The organism is Streptococcus mitis (genome assembly GCF_000960025.1).
In the GTDB taxonomy this organism is placed as follows: domain Bacteria; phylum Bacillota; class Bacilli; order Lactobacillales; family Streptococcaceae; genus Streptococcus; species Streptococcus mitis_DH.
This window is the reverse complement of record NZ_JYGQ01000003.1, coordinates 194,701-217,529: the sequence shown is the minus strand read 5'-3', so window position 1 is coordinate 217,529 and position 22,829 is coordinate 194,701. Positions and strand designations below refer to the sequence as shown.

The 22,829-nt window shown below is 40.3% G+C and carries 27 protein-coding genes and 1 tRNA gene; 1 reads left to right on the top strand and 27 read right to left on the bottom strand.

The annotated features are described in order from the left end of the window. Positions 1–30 precede the first annotated feature (30 nt). From TZ91_RS06935 to pbp2a, 6 genes are all read right to left on the bottom strand, one after another. Positions 31–102: transfer RNA gene (locus TZ91_RS06935), tRNA-Glu, on the bottom strand. A gap of 90 nt (positions 103–192) precedes the next feature. Then, complete coding sequence (locus tag TZ91_RS06930) at positions 193–672, bottom strand: sigma-70 RNA polymerase sigma factor region 4 domain-containing protein (protein WP_045597466.1); 480 nt, start codon at positions 670–672, stop codon at positions 193–195. A 119-nt stretch (positions 673–791) separates the two neighbouring features. After that, a complete protein-coding gene (nusG, locus tag TZ91_RS06925; RefSeq protein WP_033687381.1) occupies positions 792–1,328 on the bottom strand; it encodes a transcription termination/antitermination protein NusG in 537 nt (178 codons plus the stop codon). A 53-nt stretch (positions 1,329–1,381) separates the two neighbouring features. Beyond that, the gene (secE, locus tag TZ91_RS06920) at positions 1,382–1,558 is read right to left on the bottom strand and encodes a preprotein translocase subunit SecE (RefSeq protein ID WP_001210990.1); all 177 of its coding nucleotides are present in this window, start codon (positions 1,556–1,558) and stop codon (positions 1,382–1,384) included. 9 nt (positions 1,559–1,567) lie between these two features. Continuing rightward, positions 1,568–1,720, bottom strand: a complete 153-nt coding sequence (gene rpmG / locus TZ91_RS06915; RefSeq protein WP_001809375.1) for a 50S ribosomal protein L33 — start codon at positions 1,718–1,720, stop codon at positions 1,568–1,570. 52 nt (positions 1,721–1,772) lie between these two features. Then, positions 1,773–3,968 (bottom strand): penicillin-binding protein PBP2A, encoded by a 2,196-nt coding sequence (pbp2a, locus tag TZ91_RS06910; protein ID WP_033687383.1) that lies wholly within the window; start codon positions 3,966–3,968, stop codon positions 1,773–1,775. A gap of 86 nt (positions 3,969–4,054) precedes the next feature. Here pbp2a and TZ91_RS06905 point away from each other — a divergent pair, with 86 nt between their 5' ends. Continuing rightward, on the top strand, positions 4,055–4,930 hold the full coding sequence (locus TZ91_RS06905; RefSeq protein WP_080702889.1) for an RluA family pseudouridine synthase: 876 nt from the start codon (positions 4,055–4,057) through the stop codon (positions 4,928–4,930). Positions 4,931–4,997: 67 nt separating this feature from the next. On the opposite strand, the gene gap is transcribed toward TZ91_RS06905, so the two are convergent. The 21 genes from gap to TZ91_RS06800 form a co-directional block, all read right to left on the bottom strand. Continuing rightward, positions 4,998–6,008, bottom strand: a complete 1,011-nt coding sequence (gene gap, locus TZ91_RS06900; RefSeq protein ID WP_033687386.1) for a type I glyceraldehyde-3-phosphate dehydrogenase — start codon at positions 6,006–6,008, stop codon at positions 4,998–5,000. A 318-nt stretch (positions 6,009–6,326) separates the two neighbouring features. After that, on the bottom strand, positions 6,327–8,978 hold the full coding sequence (gene adhE / locus TZ91_RS06895; RefSeq protein ID WP_045597464.1) for a bifunctional acetaldehyde-CoA/alcohol dehydrogenase: 2,652 nt from the start codon (positions 8,976–8,978) through the stop codon (positions 6,327–6,329). 300 nt (positions 8,979–9,278) lie between these two features. Further along, the gene (locus TZ91_RS06890; RefSeq protein WP_020902388.1) at positions 9,279–9,689 is read right to left on the bottom strand and encodes an MORN repeat-containing protein; all 411 of its coding nucleotides are present in this window, start codon (positions 9,687–9,689) and stop codon (positions 9,279–9,281) included. Continuing rightward, on the bottom strand, positions 9,676–10,119 hold the full coding sequence (locus TZ91_RS06885) for a low molecular weight protein-tyrosine-phosphatase (protein WP_033687388.1): 444 nt from the start codon (positions 10,117–10,119) through the stop codon (positions 9,676–9,678). The genes TZ91_RS06890 and TZ91_RS06885 overlap by 14 nt, the downstream gene beginning before the upstream one ends. A 46-nt stretch (positions 10,120–10,165) precedes the next feature. Next, positions 10,166–10,465 carry a preprotein translocase subunit YajC gene (yajC, locus tag TZ91_RS06880; protein WP_001069289.1) on the bottom strand — a complete coding sequence of 100 codons (300 nt, stop codon included), beginning with the start codon at positions 10,463–10,465 and terminating at the stop codon, positions 10,166–10,168. 116 nt (positions 10,466–10,581) lie between these two features. Continuing rightward, on the bottom strand, positions 10,582–12,558 hold the full coding sequence (gene tkt / locus TZ91_RS06875; RefSeq protein WP_033687389.1) for a transketolase: 1,977 nt from the start codon (positions 12,556–12,558) through the stop codon (positions 10,582–10,584). Between the two features lie 116 nt (positions 12,559–12,674). Continuing rightward, entirely contained in the window at positions 12,675–13,298 is a 624-nt protein-coding gene (locus tag TZ91_RS06870) for a hypothetical protein (protein ID WP_033687391.1), read from the bottom strand. A gap of 50 nt (positions 13,299–13,348) precedes the next feature. Further along, positions 13,349–14,338: an RNA-binding cell elongation regulator Jag/EloR gene (gene jag / locus TZ91_RS06865; RefSeq protein ID WP_033687393.1), complete on the bottom strand. Its 990-nt coding sequence runs from the start codon at positions 14,336–14,338 to the stop codon at positions 13,349–13,351. A 17-nt stretch (positions 14,339–14,355) separates the two neighbouring features. After that, the gene (locus TZ91_RS06860; protein WP_200872821.1) at positions 14,356–15,180 is read right to left on the bottom strand and encodes a membrane protein insertase YidC; all 825 of its coding nucleotides are present in this window, start codon (positions 15,178–15,180) and stop codon (positions 14,356–14,358) included. After that, the gene (gene rnpA, locus TZ91_RS06855; RefSeq protein WP_000739242.1) at positions 15,155–15,526 is read right to left on the bottom strand and encodes a ribonuclease P protein component; all 372 of its coding nucleotides are present in this window, start codon (positions 15,524–15,526) and stop codon (positions 15,155–15,157) included. Before rnpA ends, TZ91_RS06860 begins: the two co-directional genes overlap by 26 nt. 145 nt (positions 15,527–15,671) lie before the next feature. Further along, positions 15,672–16,865: an acetate kinase gene (locus TZ91_RS06850; RefSeq protein ID WP_033687397.1), complete on the bottom strand. Its 1,194-nt coding sequence runs from the start codon at positions 16,863–16,865 to the stop codon at positions 15,672–15,674. 50 nt (positions 16,866–16,915) lie between these two features. Next, positions 16,916–17,869, bottom strand: coding sequence for a class I SAM-dependent methyltransferase (locus TZ91_RS06845; protein WP_033687399.1), 954 nt, complete (start codon positions 17,867–17,869; stop codon positions 16,916–16,918). A gap of 60 nt (positions 17,870–17,929) precedes the next feature. Further along, positions 17,930–18,517, bottom strand: a complete 588-nt coding sequence (locus TZ91_RS06840; RefSeq protein ID WP_033687401.1) for a class I SAM-dependent methyltransferase — start codon at positions 18,515–18,517, stop codon at positions 17,930–17,932. 32 nt (positions 18,518–18,549) lie between these two features. Further along, entirely contained in the window at positions 18,550–18,963 is a 414-nt protein-coding gene (gene comGG / locus TZ91_RS06835) for a competence type IV pilus minor pilin ComGG (protein WP_033687403.1), read from the bottom strand. Further along, entirely contained in the window at positions 18,941–19,402 is a 462-nt protein-coding gene (comGF, locus tag TZ91_RS06830; protein ID WP_033687405.1) for a competence type IV pilus minor pilin ComGF, read from the bottom strand. Before comGF ends, comGG begins: the two co-directional genes overlap by 23 nt. Next, complete coding sequence (gene comGE, locus TZ91_RS06825) at positions 19,365–19,667, bottom strand: competence type IV pilus minor pilin ComGE (protein WP_045597458.1); 303 nt, start codon at positions 19,665–19,667, stop codon at positions 19,365–19,367. The genes comGF and comGE overlap by 38 nt, the downstream gene beginning before the upstream one ends. Continuing rightward, a complete protein-coding gene (comGD, locus tag TZ91_RS06820) occupies positions 19,630–20,064 on the bottom strand; it encodes a competence type IV pilus minor pilin ComGD (RefSeq protein ID WP_033687407.1) in 435 nt (144 codons plus the stop codon). The genes comGE and comGD overlap by 38 nt, the downstream gene beginning before the upstream one ends. Beyond that, complete coding sequence (comGC, locus tag TZ91_RS06815; protein ID WP_033687408.1) at positions 20,027–20,350, bottom strand: competence type IV pilus major pilin ComGC; 324 nt, start codon at positions 20,348–20,350, stop codon at positions 20,027–20,029. The genes comGD and comGC overlap by 38 nt, the downstream gene beginning before the upstream one ends. A 1-nt stretch (position 20,351) precedes the next feature. After that, on the bottom strand, positions 20,352–21,368 hold the full coding sequence (gene comGB, locus TZ91_RS06810) for a competence type IV pilus assembly protein ComGB (protein WP_080702891.1): 1,017 nt from the start codon (positions 21,366–21,368) through the stop codon (positions 20,352–20,354). Beyond that, positions 21,316–22,257 (bottom strand): competence type IV pilus ATPase ComGA, encoded by a 942-nt coding sequence (gene comGA, locus TZ91_RS06805; RefSeq protein ID WP_033687413.1) that lies wholly within the window; start codon positions 22,255–22,257, stop codon positions 21,316–21,318. The genes comGB and comGA overlap by 53 nt, the downstream gene beginning before the upstream one ends. Positions 22,258–22,333: 76 nt before the next feature. Then, positions 22,334–22,699: a DUF1033 family protein gene (locus tag TZ91_RS06800; RefSeq protein WP_000286413.1), complete on the bottom strand. Its 366-nt coding sequence runs from the start codon at positions 22,697–22,699 to the stop codon at positions 22,334–22,336. Positions 22,700–22,829 lie beyond the last annotated feature (130 nt).

Sequence of the window (22,829 nt, the reverse complement as noted above, 5' to 3'; positions counted from 1 at the left end):
TTCATCAAGTGCCTCAACCACAACATACCATAGTCCGTACGGGATTCGAACCCGTGTTACCGCCGTGAAAAGGCGGTGTCTTAACCCCTTGACCAACGGACCGGAGTTGTTATTTTCAACTCTTACTATTATACCGACTTTTTCTGACTTGTCAACACCTTTTTTAAACTTTTTTATTTTTTGCATGGCTTCCTAGTGTGTACGGATATCAAACTCCTTAAACACAATACGTAAGTCTCTTAATACTCTTTGACGCCCTCGGAAGCGTTCATGTCTTAAGACGCGTTCTAACTCTTCTTGTTGCTCTTTACTTTGTTTGCTTCTATAATCTCTTAGTGTCTCATGAAAGAGATAATAATCATCTAGCCACAGACCTCCCTCACTGATACGATGACTAATCTCACCTACTTCTTCATAGGGTTCTTTATCATATCTTCGTTTTTGACTTTCCTGCTTACGGATATAGTCTAGAATTCGATTCCGGAACTTAGTTTTGAAGTATTTCCTTAAACGAGGAATATCTTCTGCCAGCTCTTCTTCTCTACTGATCAATTCATGTAAGCAAATCATTCCCTCTTGGTCCCAATCCGATAAATCCCATAAATGAAGGTAATATTCATTTCTACACTTATATACAATCCCCTGGACTTCTTTATACAATTCTTTAAACATAACGTTCCCCTTTCTAGATACAGTCTAACAAATCAAGAAGATAATTGGGATATTTCACCTATTCTGTCCCCTACACCGTCTAAACTGCACAAAAAAGAGAGGACAAGCCTCTCTTTCGGTTATAATTCTGCAATTTGATTTAGGTTTACTTCTGCAACTGTGTCATTACCAAACATAGAGATAATCATCTTCACTTTATTGTTATCAATCTCTGCAATCTTACCAGTATAGTCTGCAAAAGCACCATCAATGATACGTACAGTTTGACCAACTTCAACATCGATATCAAACTCTTGTACAGTTTGTCCCATAGAAACCAAGATATCACGGATTTCTTGTTCCAATAATGGAGTTGGTTTTGATCTATTTCCGTGAGATCCGACGAATCCTGTAACGTTTGGTGTGTTTCGAACAACAAACCAAGCTTCATCTGTCATCACCATTTCCACAAGAACATAACCTGGGAAGCGATTTTCTTCTACTTCTTTTCTCTTTCCATTTTTTTCAACTTGCACTGTTTGTGTTGGAATTTCAACACGTAAAATATTATCCAACATATTGTAGGTTTGTGCACGTTGTAATAGATTTTCTTTTACCTTATTTTCATAACCAGAATAGGTTTGTAAGACAAACCATCCTTTATCAAAACTATCCATGATACTTCCTTTCATAATAGAAGATTTCTAGCGTGAATAACTCCACAGGTCTTCTAAAAAATATTAATAAATCGAATCAAACCTGAAACAATCAACTTGTCAAAAATATAAATAATCACAACAAAGAAAGCAGTGTATTCCATGATAGAACGAAAATCTCTCCAGCTTTCCTTGCGAGTTGGCCATGTTGTGTCTTTAAGAAGTCTAAAAATATCTCCAATAAAACGCATCGCTCTCTCCTATCTCGTTTCTCTGTGTGTAGTGTACTTACCACAATGTTTACAAAATTTATTTACTTCTAGTCGTGTTGGCTTGGGGTTTCCGCTGATCTTGATTGAATAGTTTCTTGAACCACAAACCGCACAAGCTAGGCTTGCTTTTTTTAGTGCCATAACGCCTCCATCTTATCTATTATAACAAGAAAGCTAGGCTTTGACAAGCATCTTAACGAAATAGATTGACTACCGAATCCCATATCGTTTGAGCCTTTTCCTTAATCTTCGCATCCGAGATAGCACGGCTAGCCTCATCTACCAGATTTTGTGCACGACTTCTAATATCAGAAAGGCTATTATCCGCCTGATTTTCTTCATTACTCTGCACTTGATTTCTTGTATTGGCTGGTGCAATTCCATTTTGCTTATAAGCATTTTCAACTGTAAAGGTACTTCCTGGCGTATAAGGTAAAATGGTATTTGCAATGTTTCTAAAGACATGGGCTGCACCGTTTGAAGTAGATCCTGCTAGATAGTGATTTTCATCAGTCGTCGGGAAACCAAGCCAGTGACTAATCACTACATCCGGTGTATAACCAATTACCCACTGGTCACTTGTATATTCTGGATTGAAAACCGCTTCAGTTGTACCAGTTTTTCCTGCCATGACATAATCTGCAGGCGATGAACTAATACCGGTACCGTTGGTGAATGTCCCCAACATCATACTGGTCATCTTATCAGCTACAGACTTATCAATCACCCGTTTTTGTGAATTTTTATGGCTTGCTATAACTTGTCCACTAGCATTTTCAATTCTACTAATAAAATGAGCTTCAGGCATTAAACCTTCATTTGCAAAGGCAGCATATGCTTGAGCCATTTGCAGAGGATTGGTTTCGACACCACTTCCCAAGGCGACACCAAGAACACGGTCGACCTTTTCCATGTTGAGTCCGAATTTTTCGCCTGACTCAAAAGCCTTGTCGACGCCCAAATCATTAACAGTGGCAACAGCAGGTAGATTAAGCGACTCTGCCAAGGCTTGATACATAGGAACTTCTCGACTCGTTTTGATCCCTGCATAGTTATCAACCTTATAGCTGTCGTACTGCATGGTATGGTTATCCAATTGCTTATTCAAAGCCCAACCTGCTTCAACTGCTGGCGTATAAACAACTAAAGGCTTAATTGTAGAACCAGGACTACGTTTTGATTGAGTTGCATAGTTGAAATTCCGGAATCCAGTTTTATCATTGCCAGCAACCTGACCAACAACTCCACGAACTCCACCTGTTTTCGGTTCGAGAGCTACACTTCCTGATTGAGCAAATGTTCCATCCTCTGCCCTCGGAAATAGTGATATATTTTCATAGACAACCTGCATATTTGCTTGATAGTTTTGGTCTAGCTCCGTGTAAATGCGGTAGCCATTATTGACAATTTCTTCCTCTGTTAGATTATACTTGGAAATGGCTTCGTTAACCACCGCATCAAAGTAAGAAGGATAGCGGTAATCTGAGATTTTTCCTTCATACTTATCGTGCAATTGCGAAGTCATATCAACTTCTGCAGCTTCGGTTTCTTGGTTTTTATCAATGTAACCCGCTGCAAGCATATTTTGCAAGACAGTATCACGACGATTAGTAGAATCTTCTACAGATTTCAAGGGGTTATACAGTTCCGGTCCTTTGAGCATCCCTGCCAGAGTCGCAGCTTGATCCAGACTCACTTCTGATGCAGAAACTCCAAAGTATTTCTTACTCGCATCTTCTACACCCCACACACCATTTCCAAAATAGGCATTGTTAAGGTACATGGTTAAGATCTGATCCTTACTATATTTTTTTGTTAATTCTAAGGCAAGGAAAAATTCTTTTGCTTTTCTCTCAACAGTTTGATCCTGCGACAGATAGGCATTTTTAGCCAGCTGTTGAGTAATAGTAGAACCACCACCTGAACGACCAGCAGTGACAATCGCCAAGAAGAAACGACCATAGTTAATCCCGTCATTTTTATAAAAAGAACGGTCTTCTGTCGCAATAACGGCATTCTGCAAATTTTTACTGATATCAGTCAATTCAACATAAGTTCCTTTTTGACCAGACAAGGCACCAGCCTCCTTTTCTTCACGGTCAAAAATGAGAGTTCGAGTTTTCAAGGCATTTTGCAAATCATTGACATTGGTTGATTTGGCAACAGCAAACAAATAGGTTCCAACTAGCAAGCTTGCACTCAATCCTAGTATAAGGACAATCTTTGTTAGATGATAGCGACGCCAGAATTTTCGAATTGGACCCACTTGGGCTAATTTTTTTCGATCACTACGAGAGCGACGTAAGCTAGTAGAATCAGAGTCCTCTGATTCACTTGTTTCTTTTTTAAAAAGAGAAAGAAATTTCTCAAACAATTTATCTAATTTCATGCGTTTATTTTATCATCTTCATCATAGGAAGACAAGAATTTAGCTATTTCCTATCCAAATAGGGCTTTTTTTGTTACAATATCTGTATGAAATTCACATTTACATTACCAGACTCTCTACCTCAAATGACGGTAAAGCAATTACTTGAGGAACAACTCCTCATCCCTAGAAAAATCCGTCATTTTTTGAGAATCAAGAAACACATTTTGATTAATCAGCGAGAAGTTCATTGGAACGAGACGGTAAATCCTGGAGATATTTGCCAGTTAACTTTTGACAAGGAAGATTATCCCGAAAAAGAAATCCCTTGGGGCAATCCTAACCTCGTTCAAGAGGTTTATCAAGATCAACACTTGATTATTGTCAACAAACCAGAGGGGATGAAAACGCATGGTAATCAGCCAAACGAAATCGCCCTTCTTAACCATGTCAGTGCCTATGTTGGCCAAACCTGCTATGTTGTTCATCGTCTAGACATGGAAACCAGTGGCTTGGTTCTCTTTGCCAAAAATCCTTTTATCCTGCCTATTCTCAATCGCTTACTGGAGAAAAAAGAGATTTCTAGGGAATATTGGGCACAGGTCGACGGACATATCAACAGCAAAGAACTTGTTTTCAAAGACAAAATTGGGCGTGATCGCCATGACCGCAGAAAACGAATAGTTGATACAAAAAATGGGCAATATGCTGAAACGCATGTAAGCAGATTAAAGCAATTCCCAGACAAAACTTCCTTGGTTCGTTGCAAACTAAAGACCGGGCGAACCCATCAGATTCGTGTGCACCTTTCGCATCATAACTTCCCTATTTTAGGCGACCCTCTCTATAATAGTAAATCAAAAACAAGTCGGCTTATGCTCCACGCCTTTCGACTGTCCTTTACCCATCCGCTTACTCTAGAGAAATTAAGCTTCACTACCCTATCAGATACTTTTGAAAAAGAGTTAAAAAAGAATGGATGATAGCGTCATCCATTTTTAAATATTTAAAAAGCAAGACCAGAGGCCTTGCTTTTTATCGACTCAAGAATTATTTAGCGATTTTTGCGAAGTATTCAAGAGTACGAACAAGTTGTGCAGTGTATGACATTTCGTTGTCGTACCATGATACAACTTTAACCAATTGTTTACCGTCAACGTCAAGAACTTTAGTTTGAGTTGCGTCAAACAATGAACCGTAAGACATACCTACGATATCTGAAGATACGATTGGATCTTCTGTGTAACCGTATGATTCGTTTGAAGCTGCTTTCATAGCTGCGTTCACTTCATCAACAGTAACGTTCTTTTCAAGAACAGCTACCAATTCAGTAACTGATCCAGTTGGAGTTGGAACGCGTTGTGCAGATCCGTCAAGTTTACCGTTCAATTCTGGGATTACAAGACCGATAGCTTTTGCAGCACCAGTTGAGTTAGGAACGATGTTTGCAGCACCAGCGCGAGCACGGCGAAGGTCACCACCACGGTGTGGTCCGTCAAGGATCATTTGGTCACCAGTGTAAGCGTGGATAGTAGTCATCAATCCTTCAACAACACCAAAGTTGTCTTGAAGAGCTTTAGCCATTGGAGCCAAGCAGTTTGTAGTACATGAAGCACCTGAGATAACTGTTTCAGTACCGTCAAGAACGTCGTGGTTAGTGTTGAATACAACTGTTTTAACGTCGTTTCCACCAGGAGCAGTGATAACAACTTTTTTAGCTCCACCAGCGTGCAAGTGTTTTTCAGCAGCTGCTTTCTTAGCAAAGAAACCAGTAGCTTCAAGAACGATTTCTACACCGTCGTTAGCCCAGTCGATTTGTTCTGGATCACGTTCAGCAGAAACTTTGATGAATTTACCGTTAACTTCAAATCCACCTTCTTTAACTTCAACAGTACCGTCGAAACGACCTTGAGTTGTGTCGTATTTCAACAAGTGTGCAAGCATAACTGGATCTGTAAGGTCGTTGATACGAGTAACTTCAACACCTTCTACGTTTTGGATACGACGGAAAGCAAGACGACCGATACGTCCGAAACCGTTAATACCAACTTTAACTACCATTAGTGATTTCCTCCTTATGAAAATCATGAAATTTTTATTGTGAAAAGAGTAACTTGAATCACTACAAATCACCTTTCAACAAACCTATTATATAACTATTTAAGTTTAATTGCAAGTACGGGCGTTGTTTTTTATCTATACCCCACTTATTTTTCTTTCTCCTTTGAAAGCCTATACTGCTGTCTTTCTTTGTCTACCTAGTCATTTCCCACTTTCCTTTTCAGATGAAAAGTGAAAATTGAAAAGATAAAAATTATTTTCAATCTTCCAATTTTACAAAAAAGAGACAGGAAATTCCTGCCTCTAGGCTGATAACAATTATTTACGGCGTCCTGGTCTTTCTTTGTAGCCATAGTAAGAATCTTCGATGATTTCTTGCATATGGTCAACCATTGGAAGGCGTGGGTTAGCAGGTGAACATTGGTCTTCGTAAGCAAGGAAGGCCAATTCACGTGAATGTTCTTTCCATTCTTTTTCATCAATTCCTTGTGCTTTGAAGTTCATTTGGATACCTACGCGCTCACCAAGTTCGTAGACAGCTTTTGCGTAAGATTCCACACCTTCTTCTGGAGTAGAAGCTGGAAGCCCAAGCATGCGTGCGATATCTTGGTATTTTTCATCTGCACGGTAGTAGTTGTACTTAGGCCATGTTGCTGTCTTAGCTGGACGTGTACCGTTGTAGCGGATGACGTATGGAAGCAAGATTGCATTTGTACGACCGTGGATTGTGTGGAATTGAGCACCAATCTTATGGGCCATTGAATGAGAAATACCTAGGAAGGCATTGGCAAAGGCCATACCAGCAATAGTTGAAGCGTTATGCATTTTTTCGCGTGAATGGAAGTCTGCATTCTTAACTGAGCTTTCAAGGTTTTCAAATACAAGCTTGATGGCTTGAAGTGCAAGACCGTCAGTGTAGTCGCTAGCCATTTGTGATACGTAAGCTTCAGTCGCGTGAGTCAATACGTCCATACCAGTGTCCGCAGCAACAAATCCAGGAACTGTCAATACCAAAGCAGGGTCTACGATTGCCACAGTTGGTGTCAATGAGTAGTCAGCGATTGGGTATTTACGGTTATTTGCTTTATCAGAGATAACGGCAAATGGTGTTACTTCAGATCCTGTACCAGATGTTGTTGGGATTGCGATGAATTTAGTCTTCTTACCAAGCAATGGGAATTTGAAGGCACGTTTACGGATATCCATGAATTTTTGTACAAGGTCACGGAAGTCCACTTCTGGTTGTTCGTAGAAGAGCCACATTACTTTAGCAGCATCCATTGGAGATCCACCACCAAGAGCGATGATTGTATCTGGTTTGAAGGCACGCATGATTTCAGTACCACGTTCAACTGTAGTGATATCTGGATCTGGTTCTACATCAGCAAAGATTTGGTAAACAACCTTATTGCGACGAAGGTCAAGTTGTTCGATGATACGATCAAGGAAGCCAAGCTCTACCATGGCATGGTCAGTAACGATCATGACACGTTCAACGTCACGACATTTTTGAAGGTATTGAATTGAATCACGTTCAAAGTATGTTTTTGAAGGAAGTTTCATCCATTGCATGTTATTTCTCCGTCTTCCGACTTTTTTGATATTCAAGAGGTTAATGGCACTAACGTTATCCCCAACTGAGTTGCGTCCGTAAGAACCACATCCAAGTGTCAATGATGGCAAGAAGGCATTGTAAACGTCCCCGATACCACCGAAAGTAGAAGGTGAGTTACAGATAACACGAATAGCTTTAACAGCTTTACCAAATTCTTTAGTCAATTCTTCGTCAGCTGTGTGGATAGCTGCTGAGTGTCCAAGACCGTTAAATTCAACCATTTGACGAGCCTTAGTAATACCATCTTCACGGCTTTCAGATTTCAAAACTGCGATAACTGGTGACAATTTTTCACGAGTCAATGGCTCGTTTTCACCAACTTCTTTACATTCAGCAGCAAGAATGTTTGTTCCTTCTGGAACAGTAAATCCTGCTTGTTCTGCAATCCAAGTTGCTGGTTTACCAACGATGTCAGCGTTCAATTTTGCACCAGCACAGTTTTTGCTGTTTGCTTTCACGCCGAAGCAGAATTCTTCAAGAAGAGCTTTTTCTTTTTTGTTTACAAAGTAAGTGTGATAAGATTTGAACTCTGCTACAAATTCATCGTAAATTTCTTTATCAATGATAACCGCTTGTTCAGATGCACAGACCATACCGTTGTCAAATGATTTAGACATAACGATATCGTGTGCAGCTTGACGAATGTTTGCTGATTTTTCAACATAAGCTGGAACGTTTCCGGCACCTACTCCAAGAGCTGGTTTACCACATGAGTATGCAGCTTTAACCATGGCATTACCACCTGTTGCAAGGATTGTTGCAACACCTTCGTGGTTCATAAGCGCACTAGTTGCTTCCATAGATGGTTCAGTAATCCACTGTACACAGTTTTCAGGAGCACCTGCTTTAATCGCAGCATCACGAACGATTTGAGCTGCGTGAGCTGATGATTCTTGAGCTGATGGGTGGAAGGCAAAAACGATTGGATTACGTGTCTTCAATGAAATCAATGATTTGAAGATTGCTGTTGATGTTGGGTTTGTTGTTGGAGTGATACCACAGACAACACCAACTGGTTCAGCAATAAGAGTCAAACCTGTTACATCGTCTTCTTCGATAACGCCAACTGTCTTAGTGTGGCGCATGTTGTTTACTACGTGTTCACAAGCAAACAAGTTCTTAGTTGCTTTATCTTCAAATACACCACGTCCTGTTTCTTCAAAGGCATGTAAAGCCAATTCTCCGTGGGCATCCAAAGCTGCCACTGACGCTTTAGCTACGATGTAGTCGACCTGTTCTTGGTCGAGTTTACGCATTTCCTCAAGAGCAACTAAAGCTTTTTGCACCAAGCCATCGACATGCTTTTCAGCAGCGAGTTTCTTTTCTTCTGGTGTCACAGTTTTTTTATCAGCCATATTTTCCTCCATAGCTTTCAAGGATCGATATCCTTTGTTAATTTTTTCACAAGTTTATTATAACGCATTATTTCAACTTTGTAAACAGTTTCATAAACATTTCACAAAGAATTTTTTATTGTTTGTGAATTTTTTCTCATTTTCTTTACTTATCAAGTTTTTTCTTTAGAGTTTGTGAAATGAATTTCAAATATTTTTTTATTTCACAAGCTTGATTGGAAGAGGAGCTTGGAAAGAGATAGATTTTCTAGTAAGCGCTTACTTTTAAATGATAACAATACCTCCTTTGATAAGGAGGCTTTATTTTTGTTGAAAAACGCCTTGTTTAAAAGTCCCTTCATAAACGACTTCTTGTTCTGTTGTTAGTTTCCCTTTTCCTTCAGCCTGACCATTTACAAAATCACCTTCGTAGGTCCAGCCTTCTTTAGATTGAAAGGTACCTTTTCCGTTGAAGGCTCCATTGTTGAAACCACCAGTATACTGGTCCCCATTTTGGAAAGTAATGGTACCTTGGCCATTCATTTTACCACGTACAAGACTGCCATCGTAAACAATCGTTCCATTATCAAGCTTTAGAACACCTTTTCCGGGAATATTTAGAAAAAAGACGAGCACAGCACAAAAAACAATCGTAACTACTGCCAAAAGCTCTAAACGTGGACGAGTCAGATAGACACGATACTTTTCGTAAAAATTCTTAAGATTTTCCATCTTCACTCTCCTTCTCTAAACGTTCTAACCAAGCTTGACAACCCTCTTGAACACGCTTATAAGTTTCCTCAAAATCTCCTGTATACCAAGGATCTGGAACACTTTCAGATGCAAATGAGTAAATCTTATCTTGACAGTCTACTGGACACATCTGACGTAAGTCAGAAACATTTGAAGCGTCCATTCCGATAATATAATCAAAGGCTTCAAAATCTTCCTTACTAATCTGAAGCGATGTCTTGCCTTTATCATAAGGAATCTGATACTGTTGAAAAATCCCTTGAGTTCCCTTATGAATCGGATTGCCATGTTCCCAAGAAGAAGTCGCTCGACTTTGGATTTCATAATTATCTGTCATTGATTTCATAACAAACTCGGCCATAGGGCTACGGCAAATATTTCCCAGACAGACAAAGACTAGTTTTTTCATCCCATTTCCTTTCTTTTATAGAAAAACGGGAGTTAATAATCCCGTCTTATTTTTCAATTGCACCTTCTAGTGAAGCTGTTTCTTTCAGCGGTAATACGGTCTTGATAGCAGCTAGTTCAAAAGTCAAGTAAACTCCATCTACATCAAGAACAATCGTTCTCTTCTCAGTATCTACTTCATCGACTGTTCCGTAAAGTCCACCGATTGTAATCACTTCATAGCCTTTTTGTAGTTTGTTTAAGCTTTCCATACGTTTTTGTGCTTGTTTCTTTTGAGAACGTTGCATAAAGAACATCAAGCCTAACATCGCTACAAGCATAATTAAAAATGTATAATTTGGATTCATTGTCTTCTCCTTTGTCTTTTACATAGGACTACTATATCAAATTTCAGCTACTTTTACAAGGTTGTACCTTGCTTTTCTAGTAAGAAAAACCAGAGCTTGCGCCCTGATTTTTAGGATTATTTCAAGTTTTGAACTACTTTAACAAGATTTTCTACCGTAAAGCCATATTCTGCCAATACTTTTGGTGCTGGGGCAGAGGCTCCGAAGGCATCAATACCAAGAACGGCACCATCGAGACCAACATATTTGTACCAGTTTTGAGTCGCACCCATTTCGACTGCAACACGACGACGAACTGCATTTGGAAGAATTTCTTCCTTGTAAGCTACATCTTGTTTATCAAAGACATCTGTAGATGGCATGCTGACTACGCGTACTTTTTCGCCTTGACTAGCCAATTCTTTGGCAGCTGAGACAGCAAGATTGACCTCTGAACCTGTCGCAATCAAGATGGTATCAAAGTCTGCTGCATTTTCATAGACAACATAGGCACCTTTTGCAACCTTGTCAAAATCTGTTCCTTCTTCAACAGTCAAGTTTTGACGTGTCAAGACAAGGGCAGTTGGTGTTTTCTTACTTGTCACTGCAAGGTACCAAGCTGCTTGTGTTTCACGCGCATCTGCTGGACGGAAAACATTCAGATTTGGCATGGCACGAAGACCTGCTAAATGCTCAACTGGTTCGTGAGTCGGACCGTCTTCCCCAACCGCAATAGAATCGTGGGTAAAGACATAAGTCACAGGAAGTCCTTGTAAGGCTGACAAGCGAACAGCTGCCTTCACATAGTCAGAGAAGACGAAGAAAGTTCCACCGTATACACGAAGTCCACCGTGAAGGGCCATCCCGTTCAAGATTGTTCCCATGGCAAATTCACGAACACCAAACTGAATGTTACGGTTCAAGCGATTGGTATCATCTTGAAGTCCATCAGTCTTGATATAAGTCATGTTTGAGTGAGCTAGGTCAGCTGATCCACCTAAGAAGGTTGGTAACTTAGCTGCCACAACGTTCAAAGCATCCTGACTCGAGTTACGAGTTGCTTGAGAGAAGCCATTTTCTAAGGCTGGGAAGTCTGCTGGAGTCACTTCAACTGGATCGCGCCCTTCGATAATTGCTTCCACTTCTGCAGCCAATTCTGGATGCGCTTCTTTGTAATCTGCGACTAGTTTTGCCCATGCTTCATAAGCTGATGCACCACGGTCTGCAACATGTTCTTTGAAATCAGCATATACTTGTTCTGGGATTTCAAATGGTTCGTAGTCCCAACCAAGGGCTTGACGAGTTGCTGCAGTTTCATCTGCTCCAAGAGGAGCACCGTGTACGGCATTAGTTCCCTGTTTGTTTGGAGAACCGTATCCAATAACAGTCTTCACTTCAATCAAAGATGGTTTGCCTGAAGCTTTAGCTGTTTCGATAGCAGCATGAATAGCTTCCAAGTCTGTTCCATCTTCAACCAAGGCAGTATGCCAACCGTAGGCATTGTAACGGTCACGAACACTTTCTGTAAAGGAATCCTTTGTCTCACCATCCAAGTTGATATCATTTGAATCATAAAGAACAACCAACTTGTCTAGTTTTTGCAGACCTGCGTATGAAGCCGCCTCGCTTGAGACACCTTCCATCAAGTCTCCGTCTCCACAGATAACATAAGTATAGTGGTCAAAGATATTGTAGCCTTCACGATTATATTTGGCTGCCAAGAAACGTTCTGCTTGGGCAAAACCAGTGGCAGTTGAAATCCCTTGACCTAAAGGACCTGTGGTAGCATCAATCCCTGCTGTATGGCCAAATTCTGGGTGACCAGGTGTTTTTGAACCCCATTGACGGAAGCTCTTGATCTCATCCATGCTGACATCTTCAAAACCAGAAAGATGAAGAAGGGCATAAAGGAGCATTGAACCATGGCCTGCTGAAAGAATAAAGCGGTCACGGTTAATCCAGTTTGGTTGAGCTGGATTGATACGAAGTTGTTTTGTAAAGAGGCTGTATGCCATCGGAGCCGCTCCCATAACCACACCTGGGTGACCTGAGTTGGCCTTGTTGATAGCGTCAATACCTAGGAAACGAATTGCATTAACAGATAGATTTGACATAGAATTTCCTTTCTATTTGAGGTGATTATTGAATCACACATTCTATTTTACTATTATATGAAAAAATACATAGAATAGCAATTAAACAATTCGGCGCTAGATAAGTCTCCTATTTTCTACTCTCTTGTCGCCTGATAGTAGGGAAGTAAGCGTTCATAAGCATCTTCTAATTTTTCTAAAATCACTTCTAATGATTGATTTTCAATAAAAGAAACATCTGCTTTAACTAACACTTTTCGGATTTCTTGACTTCCTACCTTCTCGACTAAGACCTGACGATTTTTTTCGTTCGCCTCCCATCTTTGACTTTGACCATTAGAGTAGACTAGATAATAAATCCCTTCTACCGCTGAAACTTCTAGGACCTTGGCCTGCTTGCCTAAAGTTTGCTCATCTTTCTTGCGCTCGATGAAACTGACTTCTAAGGAAATACCAAAATCAGAAGGATTCCCGTACAAACGTAAGGCTAGCATAGGCTCTGTCACTTTCCCCTCACGCTGTATATAAGCCCAGAAATGTGGTCTCAAGCGTTGCGCTTGGTTCATCCACTGGCTAGTCTGTTGAAGTTGCCATTCTGGATGGCTTGCTTGAAAGGCATTGGCCAGTTCTGTAAAAGCCTTTCTGGCCTCTTGACCTTTGTGACGGAATGACAGCATCTTCTCTCGCTCTGCTCCCGCTTTATCAGGATTACGATACTGTAAACCAGCAAAGTCTAAATAGTCTCTTATCTTATTCAACATTAATTTAATCTTCTCCAGCTAGCAAAAAATCAGGAGAACCCTGATTTTGTTTATTCTGTATCTACAACGACATAGCGATTTGGCTCATCACCTTCAGAGTAACTAGTCACGCCATCCATACGTGAAATAATACGATGAATAATCTTGCGTTCACTATTTGACATAGGATCTGTTTGATGACTACGTCCTTCTTCTAAAACACGAGTCGCCAATTTTTGAGCATAGGTCTGCAAGACTTCTGCACGATGTTCAACATAATCATTGACATTAATAGTAATGTAGAAGGTTCTTGAATAGCGGTTATAAAGATAATTTTGAGCCAATAGTTGCAAGGCCTTCAAAACTTTGCCATGGTAACCGATAATACGACCTGGTTCGTTGGTATCAATTTGCAGATTGATGCTACGACGGTTATAATCATTTGAAATCGTCGCCTCAACATCCATATCATCAATGATTGTTTGGACATAAGTCGTTACTTCCGTAGCTACTTGTTCAATGTCAAAACTCGGTTCCACTTTTAAGCCCAAATCTTCTAATTCTTGACTTTCAGTTTGTTCAGCTTGACTCTCAATAATAGGAGTTTCTACTTCTTCTCCGAAACCAGCTTCTTCAAGCTGTAATTCATTTAAAATCTCAATATGCCCAGTTTCTTCTAAAATGGTGTTAGCATGTTTTTCATTTTTCAAAATTTCAGCCTTAACTTCATCAGAAACCCCTTGGCCTTCTTCTTCAATCTTTTTAATTGCTTCTACAACATGCCCTAAATCAACAGTCGCTTGACTGACTGTTTTGACTGGTTCATTTTGTTCGTTAATTTCTTTAGGAACACCCTTTACAGCCTGCTGATTAGCTTTAATGACCGTTGTTTCACTAATAGCTTCAATATCAACTTGAGCTGGTTTTTTACCAAATAAACCAAGAAAGCCATTTTTTTCACGAGAAATGACTTTGATGTGAGCCTTCAGTCTTGGGATATCTAATTCTTTCAATCCTTTCTGGATTGCTTCTTCAACAGTTGAACCTGTAAATACTACCATTACCAGATTCCTCCTTATTATTTCGTTTTCTGAGCCTTTTTCTTGGCTTTTCTTTTTCTATTTTCCAGATCTTTCTGTGCCTGAGCTACAGCCTCACGCTCTGCAATAATCTTGAATGGATTGTTCAAGAAATAGGTTTGCAAGACTTGATAAGCATTGGACACTGTCCAGTAGAGGGCGACTCCACCTGGCGCATAAACTGCAAAGATAAAAATCAATACCGGAATCCCGTACATCATTGCTGTCGTAGCTCCATTACGCTCAGACAAGGCTTTGTTGGACAACCAAGTACTTAAAAAGGTGAATACAGCTGCTAAAATCGGAAGAACAAAGGTTGTATCCACACCACCAAGGTTAATCCATAAGAAATGACCTGTCTTTAAAAAGTCAACTCTTGATAGAGCTTGGAACAAGGCCAAGATAACCGGCATCTGAATCAAAATCGGCCAAAGAGAATCTGACTGTCTGACACCCATTTCTTTAAAGACTTTACGCATTTCTTGCTCTAGCTTGGTTCTGCTTTCCATATCTCGACCTGGATATTGTTCTCGAAGCGCCTTAATACGTGGTTGAGCTTCCTGCATTTTTCTGGACGCCACCATTTGCACTTGAAAGACTGGCAAGAGAACTGTACGAATCAAGACCGTAAAGAGGATAATCCCCACTCCGATACTGATATCAAACGATAAAAAGCGAATGATTTCCGCAAAGAAGTAAACAAATTTACTCCAAAAATCAGCCGAATCGGCTGTAATATCGCTAGTTGTCCCATTGGTCGCACAGGCTGTCATGATCAATAGGGACAGTCCTAGCAAACTAGTCAACTGTAGTTTCTTTTTCACTCCCATTTCCTTCCTGGTAAATCTTTGATAATTTTAATACGTGGAGTAGGTTTTTCTCCATCTCTGCATATCCCAAGGTTTCGACCCCTTTTCGAGCAATGACAACAAAATCGACATCTTCTGCCAGACTCCCTTTTGCATTCTGGATAATATGCCGAATCCGTCGCTTAATTTGATTTCTAGTGACGGCATTCCCCAGTTTTTTGCTAACTGATAGACCTACTCGAAAATGGTTTTTCTGATTTTCTAGTTGGTAGACAACAAACTTGCGATTGGCAAAACTTGTCCCCTCCTTGAAAATCGCCTTAAAATCTTTCTCTCTTTTTACACGAAAGTTTTTCTTCAAAACTCAACTCCATCTATTAAATTACTACTATTATACCATATTTTTCAAAAAAGCCAATCATAGCAAGGTTTTGGACATTTCCATCAGAAAAAGAAGCTGGAAAAATCTCTTTTCCAACTCCTTGTACGGAATCTTTTTTCTAATTTTACTTATTTTTCAATCGTTCAACGTCACGGGCAATGACCAATTCTTCATCAGTTGGAATAACCAAAACACGGATTTTCGCTGCCTCTGTTGAGATGTCTCCTGTCACACCAAAGACGTTCTTTTCTGGGTCAACATCACAGCCGAACCAAGAGATACCTGAAATAACATCTTCACGTACGTTTGCAGCATTTTCACCGATACCTGCAGTAAAGATAATAGCATCTGCTCCATTTAAGACTGCAAGGTATTGACCGATATGTTTTTGGATACGATCAACATACATTTCATAGGCTAAAGTGGCATCGTGATCCCCTTCTTCCATAGCAGCAATCACATCACGCATATCACTAGATTTACCTGAAACCCCCATTAGTCCTGATTCACGATTAAGAACGTGACTAATGTCTTCAGGAGTATTAAAGTCCTCTGTATATTGCATTAAGTAAGGAATGATAGCTGGGTCAATATCTCCTGTACGTGTTCCCATCATCACACCACCAAGTGGAGTGAATCCCATTGAAGTATCAACAGATTGACCGCCCTTAACTGCTGTAATAGAAGCACCATTACCGATATGGCAAGTAATCAATTTTAAGTCTTCTAATGGACGTCCCAAGAGTTTTGCAGCTTCTCCTGCTACAAACTGGTGACTTGTACCGTGGGCACCATATTTACGAACCTTGTTTTCTGTGTAATATTTTGTTGGTAGAGGGTAGCGATAAGCTTTCTCTGGCATAGTTGTGTGGAATGAAGTATCAAAAACAACTACACTAGTAATGTCTGGCAACAATTCCTTGAAGGCGCGAACACCTGCTGCATTAGCTGGATTGTGGAGAGGAGCCAACAAACTCAACTCTTCAACTTTTTCTAAAACATCCCCTTCAACAACTGTTGATTCTTTGAAATACTCTCCACCTGCAACAACACGGTGTCCAACACCTGTAATCTCATCATAAGCCTTGATAATATCGAAACGAATCAAGTCATCCAATAAGATTTTAACAGCTTGTGTGTGATTTTCGATATCCAAAATTTGTTGTTCAGAACGGCCATCAAATTTTACAGTTGAAATTGAATCTTTCAAACCGATACGTTCAATCAAACCTTTCGCCAATACTTTTTCTTCTGGCATTAAGTATAATTGCCATTTCAAACTTGAACTTCCCGCATTGATTGCAATTGTTTTTGTCATAACATGATACCCCTTTTTAAGCGTTTTCATCTATTATAACAAAATCTATTTTATATTTCAGTACCTTGAGTCCATTTTTGAAAATTTTCTTTAAATTTCATTAAAACACTTGCATCTTGCAAGCTAGCAAGTGGATAAACAAAAGTCTCTACTGCTGTTTCACTTTTCTTCTGTAAGATAAAAATCGTCTTGGATTGTTTGGCATTAGCAAAAAGATTTTCAGGCAAACTAATCATAGCAACCAGACTTGCTTCCTCATTCAACCACCCTTTCAACAAATCACTTTGAGGACTGGTCAACAAATCACTCGGAGCGAGAAAAATAGCGTATCCATCTGATTTGAGGTACTTAAGCCCTTGTTCCATGAGCAAGTGATGGGCGTAAGTATGTTCTTGGCTAGAAGCAACTTGATGACGCAACGCAACGGCATCATCAGGATAATAGCCGACAGGCAAGTCGCTGATGACCACGTCGCTTTCTTTGAGCATCTGTGGACGAACGGCATCCCCTTGGACAAAGCCAGCCTGTAAACCAATTACATCTGCCATGCTAGCTGCCAAATCAATCAGCAAATCATCCACTTCCATTCCCAAGTAATCCACCTTTTTATCAAGCGAGGTCAAGAAAGTAGCGCCCAAAATTCCCATGCCAGAACCCATTTCGAGAATAGTGATTTCCTCCTCTTTAAACAACTCTTCCACAATAAACACCAAAAGTAAGGCAATAGCATCCGGTGTAAACTGGTGATTAGCCTGTAGGGGTTCTGTTTGCCCAGCCTTCATCAAGAGAAACTGGTAGGTCTTGAGCCATTCTTCTTTGCGTAGCGCTAAACGTTTAAGGGCCTGATTGTTCTCTTTGACCTGCTCTAGCTCAGTTTCTCCATCCAGATAGATGCTGTTTTGCTCCACCAGGGCGTCATAAAAGTTGGTCGCCAAATCACTTTGAATGACTTGGACATTCTCTAGTAAATAGGTATAAGCTTGTTCAATTTTTTCAAAATCCATATTCCTATCTTATCAAATTTCCCTTCTTTTTTCCATCCTTATAGAAAAATCACTCCCTGACTAGGCGAGTGATTTTTGGGCTACTGTTAAAAAGAGTTCTGAGTAATTTCCTTGAAACAGGTCTTCAGCGCTATAGAGGATCTGACTATGCACAGATGAAAAACCAAACTGGGCTAGCCTGTTTTCCAGTTCAACCAATTCAAATCCGTGATGGTTAGCTTCTGTCTTGGTAAAATCAGCAAGTAAAAGTTGTCCATTTTCTATCAGATGTTGATGAAACAGTGAGAGAGCTGCATCCAAATCAGGCATATGGTGAAGAACACGACAAACAACAATGAGATCAAACTCTTTCTCCAAGGGATTTGCCAGTAAATCTTGCTCCAGAAACTGGATATTCTTGATGTCTTGCTGCTCCGCTTTCAAACGAGCTTGCTCCAGCATTTTCTCCGAAATATCTACCAATGTTACAAACTTGGCTTGTTTGGCTAGTGGCAAGGTTAATAGACCCGTCCCTCCACCGAAATCCAAAATTTCTTTGTCTGATAGAAGATCAATCTGTTTCTCGACTGCTTGACAAACCAAGTTTGCAAGGAAGATATTTTTAGGTGAATCAAAAGTTTCTGCTTTGTGGTTAAAATCATGTTTCATATTTTTAGTTTAGCACAAAGTAGCTTGATTGGCTAGGAATTCTCTTTCTTTTCAGGCTTCTCTTCTGATTTTTTCTTCTCTGCTTGATTACTTGAATCAGTCACTACCTCTTCCTTTTTATCTGTTTTCTCTTCTTTGATTTTGACTGAGGGAAATAGGAACTCATATTGACTCTTAGGCGTACGAACCCTTGTCACCAAGCTTGTTTTCTTATTTTGATAGCTCACCTTCCCCAGATTAAAGGCCTGTTCCCCACTTTCTTGCTCGGCTTTATCCTTGGTTCGCTTGGCCATAGCAAAAGCGACCAGCTTTTCTTTATTTAAAGCATAGTCTTGATAGTAAGCGACTTGTCGGTTCAAGTAAAATTGTAACAAAAGACTAAAAATGGCTGCCATGGTGACTGCATAGAGGAGAACACCTGCCTTAACTTTTTTCTTTTTCCACACGATAGATGAACTCCCTTTCTAAGCCTTTTTGGAACTGGAAATGAAAGCGCACCAACTGATTGTCCTCTGTAATATGCGCAGATTTGAGTCCATAAATCATAGGCTGATATCCTCGTCCACTGGCATCAGTTTTTCGAAAATCATCCGATTTTGACTTACCTATCGCAATTTCCTTGCCATCCTGCTTCATATAGAGGCGATTGCCCTCCACTTTTTCGAATTGCGAACGGTCTAATTCTGCCTCCAGCTGGTCCACAAACAAGAGCCACTCCTTTTGCTCGCTTTGTTGCTGGTAGCGAACTTCTGAAATGAGGAGCTGACTCATGGCTTGAAAGAGGAGTAAACTTCCACTGATGACAATGAGAGCAATCAGTGATTCCAACAAGGTGAAAGCATTGACCTTATGGCTCTTTGATAGCCAACAACTGTTCTGAACCATGATAAACCTCCAATCCCTTTTCACTAGAAAACACCTGAATCTCAACTCCGTTTATGTTTACCTGATTTTGACCTGTCTGCAAAGCCATCTTAGCTACACGCAAGATCTCTTCTTTCTGCAAAATTTTTGCTTCTTCTTGTCTATTTTTCTGAATTTGTCCCAAAAGGAGCGTCGCGATGCTGGCAAAGATAGCTAGAGCAACTACTGCTTCTAGTAAAATTACTGCCCTAATTTTTTGTTTCCTTAATGCGTTTAATTTTTCCATTTCCTAGATATAATTGATAGCGAATCGTTCCTTTACTGGTCTGAAATTCAACCTTAGCCAGGGACGAATTGCCTCCAACTCGGTCAAATGTAATACTTTGGCCTGATGGTGCCTGAATTCCTTTAGGAACTGTCAGCTTTTGACTGCCATTGCTAATGGTCTGTCCGTCTATGCTCAAACTTGTCTTTTGCTGACTGGCCACACTGAGTTTTTGGGTTTCCCGATAGAGTTCTTCAAACTCCATAAAGAAAATCTGCTCCTCTACCGCCGCAAAAGTGGACTGGACAGAGCCGGACAAGCCCAAAGCAAGGATACTCACAAGACCCAAAACCAAAAGACTTTCCAGCATGGTAAAGGCCTTAATCTGAAACACTTTGACTGGTACCTTGTTTAGCATGGTATTCTTTATAGGCTTTAGCCTGTTCTTCTGTGATTCGCCCATCGTCTTGTAACTTGCTCAGAGTAGCATCTTCATTCTTATCTAAGCTATAAAGTTCTGCCTGGCTTTCCACCACCTTAACAACAGCAGCTTTTCCTTTGTCATTGACTGCTTCTTTTTGCTTGGTCAGATTAGGTACAAAGAGTAATAGAAGCACACTGATGATGAGCAAGACCACCAACATCTCCACAAGTGTGAAAGCTTTAACCTTAGCTTTTTTCAAGAATGTCATCATTTTTTTCATTTTAAAAATTTACCTCCATATTTTGATACATGGGCATGAGCATTGCCGCATAAAGTAAAACGATAATCAGTGCCACAAAGATAAAAACCAGTGGCTGCACAAAATTCATGGTGCGATTGACTCGAGTAAAAAAGGCCTCCCAAGTTTTTTCAGCATAGATTTCCAACTCACTACCCAGCTTGGACTTGACTTCCCCATACTCGATGATGAGACTCAACTCCTTCTTAAAGAAAGGATAGGTTCCTATAGTCTGAGAAAATTCACGGCCATTTTGTAGGGATTGAGCTAAATTTTGACCGATTTCTTTAAAGAGTTGGGAACCTTGTTCCTGCATGATCTGAAAAATCTGCGTCAGCTCCATTCCCTGCGAAATCATATTCCCCCATTCACGCGCATAATAGGCTGTCAAATAGGTCTGCACAAAGATTCCAAGAAAGGGAAGGCGTGCTAGGATAGAAAAGACACGCATCTTAGAACTTCTTTTATAAAAAGTGAGTGCTAAAAGGACACCTACTGAGACAAACCCTACCATGCCTAGAAAGATTTGTGGCAGATTGCCGATAATTTGGGTAGCAATATTGCTACTATCCAGTTGTGGTAGTAGGTAGTTACGTAGCCCCAGCATGATTAAGAGAAGAAATCCCAGTAAAATCAAGGGATAGGTCGCTACTTCAATTAATTTTTTCTTGACCTTGGCTAGATTGTCTAGATACTCTTCTATCTTTCCCAAACTCAGGTGAAGATTCCCATGGACTTCAGCTAGGGATAACTGGGTGACAATGGCACTTGAAAATCCCAAACTTTCCATCATTTCTGAGAATGATTTCCCCTGAGACAAGCCCGTGCGCATCTGGGTCACACACTGCTTGTCTAACAAAGCACTCCTATCTAAAAAGGAGATAGTCTCCACCAGATGAAAACCGCTGGAAAAGAGATTGTTAAACAAGGTGATGATATTTTTTTGCTTAGCTGTAGCTAATTTTTTCCGTTTCAGCCTGAAGACTTGTGATATGTCCATCTTTAAGAAGTTGGTCAATCTGTTCATTCCAGCTAGTTGGCTGGTGTTCTTGATAGCCTTTGTTTGCAAAGTCAACGATTCCTCCTCCCCCGATTAATCTCTGGTAGCAGACTCCTTGCAGAACGACTGCCAATTCCTCCTCACTCACACCCAACTCCAGCAGGCGCTCATAAACACCTCGGATACTCTTGGCATGAATGGTTGAAAAGACTGTCGCCCCTGTTAAACTAGCTCTGACCACTGCACGCGCCGTCTCGCTGTCACGAATTTCTCCGATAATCAAGAGATCTGGTCGATGACGTAAGGAAAGCTTGATAAGATTTTCATAGGTAAGCCCAATCGCCTCATTCAACTGCAACTGGAGCATGTCGTCCTGCTTGATTTCGACAGGATCTTCGATGGACATGACTTGCTGTCCTTTAAAGAGAGATTTAGCCAATTCATGCATCAGGGTCGTCTTGCCACTTCCGACTGGACCAGCAAAAAGATAAAGTCCCCGTTGCCTGTACTGCTTGCCCAGTTCTTCAATATCCTGAAACCAAAAATGCAACTCCTGCTCCTCATCATGCAACAAGCGAATAACTAAACTCTCATGACCTCGATAATCACCTACAGTAGATAAACGTAGAGAAACCATCTTCTGGGCATAGGCATAATCACAGGAACCAAGTTGACTACGTCGCTTTTCTCCAACATTCATACCCGCCACAAACTTAAAGTGACTGATGACGGCCGCAAACTTTTCAAAATCATAACAACCGATTTTACAGCGCTCATCTCCCACCCTCATATGAAGCTCATAGGCGTCTAACTTGGGGACAAAATAAATGTCTTGCGCCCCTTTTTTCCGAGCCGAACGAATGATTTCTTGTGCAATTTCTTGAACCATACTTACCTCCTCACCTATACTATTCGCAAAGATTTGGAAAAATAAAAAAAGCAACTCCAAAAAAGTTACTTTTTCTCTATTTTAATTTCATACGGCAAGAACGGTGCCTTTCCTTACCTGTTTGCTTTTCATAGCCTGGACGTAGTTTTTCATCTGGAATAACCTGCTCATCCTGTAAAAGAGCCAAAGAATGGTATTGTTGTAAATACTCGTCACATTCATCACACCAGCGTTGGTCTTCTGGATCCCAAAAAATGGTCATCAAATCACTTCTACTTTTATAAAGAGGAGATTCTTGTTCCAATCTAAACCAGCAAGTTTTGTAGTATTTGAGAGCATCATAATACTGGTCAAATTTTCTACTTGCTACAATATCTTCTTCCCAACCTTCTAAGAACCACCACGGTTCAAAATCTCCGTACATTTCTATAACACGATACATATTCATTCATTCCTTTGTACCGTATATTATAACCAATTCCGCCAAACAAGGAAAGAAATATGCTCATTTCTTAATTTTTCGATAAAAAATCCAGCCATCTGATGGATGACTGAATTTCTATTTGCTTATG

Coding starts and splice junctions, on each gene's coding strand:
- TZ91_RS06885 (WP_033687388.1), bottom strand. CDS start 10,119: ATGAAAAAACTAGTCTTTGTCTGTCTGGGAAATATTTGCCGTAGCCCT.
- comGE (WP_045597458.1), bottom strand. CDS start 19,667: ATGGAAAAATTAAACGCATTAAGGAAACAAAAAATTAGGGCAGTAATT.
- gap (WP_033687386.1), bottom strand. CDS start 6,008: ATGGTAGTTAAAGTTGGTATTAACGGTTTCGGACGTATCGGTCGTCTT.
- TZ91_RS06800 (WP_000286413.1), bottom strand. CDS start 22,699: ATGTATCGTGTTATAGAAATGTACGGAGATTTTGAACCGTGGTGGTTC.
- TZ91_RS06845 (WP_033687399.1), bottom strand. CDS start 17,869: ATGGATTTTGAAAAAATTGAACAAGCTTATACCTATTTACTAGAGAAT.
- comGB (WP_080702891.1), bottom strand. CDS start 21,368: ATGGACATATCACAAGTCTTCAGGCTGAAACGGAAAAAATTAGCTACA.
- TZ91_RS06930 (WP_045597466.1), bottom strand. CDS start 672: ATGTTTAAAGAATTGTATAAAGAAGTCCAGGGGATTGTATATAAGTGT.
- rpmG (WP_001809375.1), bottom strand. CDS start 1,720: ATGGCACTAAAAAAAGCAAGCCTAGCTTGTGCGGTTTGTGGTTCAAGA.
- TZ91_RS06905 (WP_080702889.1), top strand. CDS start 4,055: ATGAAATTCACATTTACATTACCAGACTCTCTACCTCAAATGACGGTA.
- TZ91_RS06850 (WP_033687397.1), bottom strand. CDS start 16,865: ATGACAAAAACAATTGCAATCAATGCGGGAAGTTCAAGTTTGAAATGG.
- pbp2a (WP_033687383.1), bottom strand. CDS start 3,968: ATGAAATTAGATAAATTGTTTGAGAAATTTCTTTCTCTTTTTAAAAAA.
- tkt (WP_033687389.1), bottom strand. CDS start 12,558: ATGTCAAATCTATCTGTTAATGCAATTCGTTTCCTAGGTATTGACGCT.
- comGA (WP_033687413.1), bottom strand. CDS start 22,257: ATGGTTCAAGAAATTGCACAAGAAATCATTCGTTCGGCTCGGAAAAAA.
- yajC (WP_001069289.1), bottom strand. CDS start 10,465: ATGAATCCAAATTATACATTTTTAATTATGCTTGTAGCGATGTTAGGC.
- adhE (WP_045597464.1), bottom strand. CDS start 8,978: ATGGCTGATAAAAAAACTGTGACACCAGAAGAAAAGAAACTCGCTGCT.
- TZ91_RS06870 (WP_033687391.1), bottom strand. CDS start 13,298: ATGTTGAATAAGATAAGAGACTATTTAGACTTTGCTGGTTTACAGTAT.
- comGD (WP_033687407.1), bottom strand. CDS start 20,064: ATGCTAAACAAGGTACCAGTCAAAGTGTTTCAGATTAAGGCCTTTACC.
- comGF (WP_033687405.1), bottom strand. CDS start 19,402: ATGGTTCAGAACAGTTGTTGGCTATCAAAGAGCCATAAGGTCAATGCT.
- TZ91_RS06840 (WP_033687401.1), bottom strand. CDS start 18,517: ATGAAACATGATTTTAACCACAAAGCAGAAACTTTTGATTCACCTAAA.
- nusG (WP_033687381.1), bottom strand. CDS start 1,328: ATGGATAGTTTTGATAAAGGATGGTTTGTCTTACAAACCTATTCTGGT.
- comGC (WP_033687408.1), bottom strand. CDS start 20,350: ATGAAAAAAATGATGACATTCTTGAAAAAAGCTAAGGTTAAAGCTTTC.
- secE (WP_001210990.1), bottom strand. CDS start 1,558: ATGCGTTTTATTGGAGATATTTTTAGACTTCTTAAAGACACAACATGG.
- jag (WP_033687393.1), bottom strand. CDS start 14,338: ATGGTAGTATTTACAGGTTCAACTGTTGAAGAAGCAATCCAGAAAGGA.
- TZ91_RS06890 (WP_020902388.1), bottom strand. CDS start 9,689: ATGGAAAATCTTAAGAATTTTTACGAAAAGTATCGTGTCTATCTGACT.